This window comes from Micromonospora deserti (assembly GCF_003236335.1).
Lineage (GTDB): Bacteria > Actinomycetota > Actinomycetes > Mycobacteriales > Micromonosporaceae > Micromonospora > Micromonospora deserti.
The window spans coordinates 1-4,430 of record NZ_POUB01000382.1 but is presented as its reverse complement, the minus strand read 5'-3'; the positions used below and the strand labels follow the sequence as shown (position 1 = coordinate 4,430).

Annotated in this window: 4 protein-coding genes; all 4 read right to left on the bottom strand. The window is 71.9% G+C overall.

Annotation, left to right across the window (positions count from 1 at the left end; all coding sequences use genetic code 11):
- Nucleotides 1-14 precede the first annotated feature (14 nt).
- On the bottom strand, nucleotides 15-1,037 hold the full coding sequence (locus C1I99_RS29680; protein ID WP_111137489.1) for a threonine aldolase family protein: 1,023 nt from the start codon (nucleotides 1,035-1,037) through the stop codon (nucleotides 15-17).
- 55 nt (nucleotides 1,038-1,092) lie between these two features.
- On the bottom strand, nucleotides 1,093-2,499 hold the full coding sequence (locus C1I99_RS29675) for a class II 3-deoxy-7-phosphoheptulonate synthase (protein ID WP_111137487.1): 1,407 nt from the start codon (nucleotides 2,497-2,499) through the stop codon (nucleotides 1,093-1,095).
- A gap of 85 nt (nucleotides 2,500-2,584) precedes the next feature.
- On the bottom strand, nucleotides 2,585-3,064 hold the full coding sequence (locus tag C1I99_RS29670; protein WP_111137488.1) for a hypothetical protein: 480 nt from the start codon (nucleotides 3,062-3,064) through the stop codon (nucleotides 2,585-2,587).
- A gap of 200 nt (nucleotides 3,065-3,264) precedes the next feature.
- On the bottom strand, nucleotides 3,265-4,430 hold a 1,166-nt coding region (locus C1I99_RS29665; RefSeq protein ID WP_111137486.1), incomplete at its 5' end, for a glycoside hydrolase family 18 protein.

Sequence of the window (4,430 nt, the reverse complement as noted above, 5' to 3'; positions counted from 1 at the left end):
GGGCCGGGGGTCAGTCAGGCGCGGAGGATGTGGGTGAGGACGGCGATCGCCCGGTCGATACCGGCGTCGTCGACGTCCATGTGGGTGACCAGGCGGGCGGTGCGCGGGCCGAGCACCGAGACCAGCACCCCCTCCGCACGGGCGGCGGCGGCCAGGGCGTGCGCGTCCAGCGGCGCCTTGGTCAGGTCCAGCGGCACCAGGTTGGTGCGCACCGGGGTGGCCAGCACCCCGAACGGGGCGATCGCCTCGGCGAGCCGGGCCGCCCTGGCATGATCGGCGGCGAGCCGGTCGACGTGGTGCGCGAGGGCGTACCGGCCGGCCGCGGCGAGAATGCCGGCCTGCCGCATCCCGCCACCCATCCGCTTGCGGATGAACCGGGCCCGGTCGATCTTGTCGGCGCTGCCGACGACCAGCGAGCCGACCGGCGCGCCGAGCCCTTTGGAGAGGCAGACCGACAGGGTGTCGAAGAGGGCGCCGTACTCGGCCAGCGGCACCCCGTCGGCGACGTGTGCGTGCCAGATCCGGGCGCCGTCGCAGTGCAGCGCCACCTGCGCGTCGTCGGCGACCCGACGCAACTCGCGCAGGGTGGCCAGCGGGATCACCCCGCCGCCGCCCCGGTTGTGGGTCTGCTCCACGGCGATCGCCCGGGTGGGCACCGCCCAGTAGCCGTCCGGACGGATCATGGCGGCGACCGCGTCCGGGTCGATCTCCGCGCCGACCGCCGGCCAGGTCCGCGAGGAGATGCCACCGTACGCGGCGGCGGCCCCGATCTCGTACGTCACGACGTGCGCGTCGGCGTCGCAGAGCAGCTCGTGCGCGGGCGGCACCAGCAGTTGCAGGGCGATCTGGTTGGCCATCGACCCGGACGGGGCGAACAGCGCCGCCTCGTGCCCGAACAGCGCCGCGACCTCGGCCTCCAGCGCGTTGACGGTTGGGTCCTCGCCATAGACGTCGTCGCCGACCTGGGCGGTGACCATCGCCTCCCGCATCCCGGCGGTGGGCCGGGTCACGGTGTCCGAGCGCAGGTCGACGATCATGTCCTCGCGCGCGACCGCGGGGCTCACAAGCTCACTCCTCGCGCTCGCAGGGGAATCAGCCACGAAGCATCTCCGCCACCAGGAAGGCCAGCTCCAGCGACTGCTGGGTGTTCAGCCGCGGGTCGCAGGCGGTCTCGTACCGGTCGGGCAGGTCGAGGTCCTCGATGCCCTGGGCGCCGCCGAGGCACTCGGTGACGTCCTCGCCGGTGAGTTCGACGTGCAGGCCACCGGGGTGGGTGTCCAGGCTCCGGTGCACCTCGAAGTAGCCCAGCACCTCGTCGACGATGCGGTCGAAGTGCCGGGTCTTGTAGCCGTTGGACGACTCGTGCGTGTTGCCGTGCATCGGGTCGCACTGCCAAACCACCTTGGCGCCGGCCGCGGTGACCTTGGCCACGATCGGCGGCAGGGTGTCGCGGACCCGGTGGTTGCCCATCCGGCTGATCAGGGTCAGCCGGCCGGGGATGTTGTCCGGGTTGAGCTTCTCGCAGAGCTCGATCGCCTCGTCGGGGGTGGTGGTCGGGCCGAGCTTGACCCCGATCGGGTTGGCGATCCGGGAGATGAAGTCGATGTGCGCGCCGTCGATGTGCCGGGTGCGCTCTCCGATCCAGAGGAAGTGCCCGGACAGCCCGTACGCCCGGTTGTCGGAGACCCGGGTGAGAGCCCGGTCGTACTCCAGGGCCAGCGCCTCGTGCGAGCAGTACAGGGTGACGGTGCGCAGCGCCTCGTCGTCGGTCATCCCGCAGGCCCGGATGAAGGCCAGCGCGCGGTCGATCTCCCGGGCGATGGCCTCGTAACGCTCACCGGCCGGGGAGTTGCGGACGAAGCCCTTGTTCCAGTCGTGCACGGCGTGCAGGTCGGCCAGCCCGCCGGCGAGGTACGCCCGGAGCATGTTCATCGCGGCGGCGGAGTTGGCGTACGCCCGGATCATCCGCTGCGGGTCGGCGACCCGGGCCTCCGGCGTGGCCTCCAGCGAGTTGATCATGTCGCCGCGGTAGGCCGGCAGGCCCCGCGCGTCGGTCGGCAGTGACCGGGGCTTGGTGTACTGCCCGGCGACCCGGGCGACCTTGACCACCGGCAGCGAGGCGCCGTAGGTGAGCACGATCGCCATCTGCAGCAGGGTGCGGGCGTTTGCCAGCAGGTGGCTCTCGGTGTTGTCGGCGAAGGTCTCCGCGCAGTCGCCGCCCTGGAGCAGGAACGCCTTGCCCTCGCAGACCAGCGCGAGCCGCTGCCGGAGCTGGTCGACCTCGTACGGCGCCACCACCGACGGCGCCGTGTCGAGAACCTTGCAGACCTCGGCGACCTTGGCCGGGTCCGGCCACGGCGGGGTCTGCGCGCGGGGCAGCTCCCGCCAGCGGTCCAGGCCGAGGGCGGCGTCCTCGGCGGAGTCGACGGTCGGACGGCTGGTCTGCAGACCCGGGCTGCCCACGGCGGGATGGCTCAGTTGATGCCACTCTTGGCGCATGACAGAAAGCGTACGGCGACCGAGGGGGCGGCCGAGCGGCGAGGGGGACGGTTCCGGCAGGTGAGAGTTCCCTCACCGGAGCCGGTCAGGGCGTGGCGGCCGGGGCCGGGGTGTTCCCGCCGGGTGCCTCGCCGGAGATGCACCAGTCGGCACCGTCGCGGGTGACGGTGAACAGCAACGGCCGCGTCGTCCGGCGCGAACCGACCGTGATCGAGACGGAGGCGCTGACCTCCTGGCCCCGCGCGCCCGGGCGGATGTCGGTGATCTGGGCCTGCGGCGCCTCGAAGTGGTCGGCGAAGTCGCCGTTCGGCCCGGTCGCGGCGGCGTCGAAGCTCTCCTGGAGGGGTGCGCAGAGCTGGCTGCGGCCGGCCGCCACGTCCTTGGCGGCCATCGCGTCGAGGTACGCCTGCACCCGCTCCCGCGACTTCGCGGTCGCCTCCTCGGCGGGCGCCCGCCCCGGCTTCGTCGCCTCGTCCTGCTCGCCGATCCCGCAGCCGAGCAGGGCGGACGGCAGGGTCACCAGCAGGACGGCGGTTCCCGCCACCCTCCGCTGCGTCGCGCGCATCGGCACCTCCGTCACTGGACCAGTCGCCGTGGACATCGAGCCCCGTTGAGCGGCGAGTCTGTCACATCGACCGGCCTGCATGTCGACCCGTCGCGCCCCGGGACCAGCCGGGTGGCGGCTGACCGGCGACGCACGCCGGGCGGGGAGGGACCGGTACGTGGTCCCTCCCCGCCGTGTGGGTGATGCGTCAGCCTACGGCGTCAGCCGAGACCGCCCTTGATGGCACCGATCAGCTCACCGTTGCCGGTATCACCGGAGAGCTCCCAGAAGAAGGCGCCACCGAGGCCCTGGTTCTTCGCGTACGTCATCTTGCCGTTGATGGTGGACGGGGTGTCGTAGCTCCACCAGTTGCTGCCGCACTTGGCGTACGCCGTGCCGGCGATGGTGCTGGTCGCCGGGCAGGTGTTCTTGAGCACCTTGTAGTCCTCGATGCCCTGCTCGTAGGTGCCCGGGGCCGGCCCGGTGGCGGTGCCGCCCGGCGCGGTCTGGGTCACCCCGGTCCAGCCCCGGCCGTAGAAGCCGACGCCGAGCAGCAGCTTGCTGGCGGGGATGCCCTTGCTCTTGAGCTTCTGGATGGCCGCGTCGGACCAGAAGCCCTGCTGCGGGATGCCGGCGTAGGAGTAGAGCGGGGAGTGCGGGGCGGTGGGGCCCTGCGCGTTGAAGGCGCCGAAGTAGTCGTACGTCATCGGCATGATCCAGTTGAGGTGCGGCGCGGCGCCGGCGTAGTCGGTGGCGTCGATCTTGCCGCCGTTGCTACCGTCCGCGGTGATCGCGGCGGTGACCAGCGCCGACGAGCCGAACCTGGTCCGCAGCGCGCTCACCACGTTCTTGAAGGCGTTCGGGCCGCTGGAGTCACAGGTGAGGCCGCAGGCGTTCGGGTATTCCCAGTCGACGTCGATGCCGTCGAAGACGTCCGCCCAGCGCGGGTCCTCGACCAGTCGGTGGCAGCTGTCGGCGAACGCGGCCGGGTTCTGCGCGGCCTGGGTAAAGCCACCGGACCAGGTCCAGCCACCGAAGGACCAGATCACCTTCAGGTGCGGGTACATCTTCTTGAGCTTGCGCAGCTGGTTGAAGCTGCCGCGCAGGGGCTGGTCCCAGGTGTCCGCGACGCCGTCCACACTGTCCGCCGCGGTGTACGCCTTCTCGTAGTCGGCGTAGCTGTCGCCGATGGTGCAGCGCCCGCCGGTGGTGTTGCCAAACGCGTACAGGATGTGGGTCAGCTTGGCGGCGGAGCCGCTGGTGTGGATGTTCTTGACGTGGTAGTTGCGGCCGTATACGCCCCACTCGGCGAAGTAGCCGACCACCTTCTTACCGCCCGGGTCCGGCGGCGGGGTGGTCGGCGGCGGCGTGGTGGGCGGTGCGGTGG

Bases quoted from the DNA above. Each gene is read 5' to 3' on its own strand.
- C1I99_RS29680 (WP_111137489.1), bottom strand. From the start codon at position 1,037: ATGATCGTCGACCTGCGCTCGGACACCGTGACCCGGCCCACCGCCGGG.
- C1I99_RS29675 (WP_111137487.1), bottom strand. From the start codon at position 2,499: ATGCGCCAAGAGTGGCATCAACTGAGCCATCCCGCCGTGGGCAGCCCG.
- C1I99_RS29670 (WP_111137488.1), bottom strand. From the start codon at position 3,064: ATGCGCGCGACGCAGCGGAGGGTGGCGGGAACCGCCGTCCTGCTGGTG.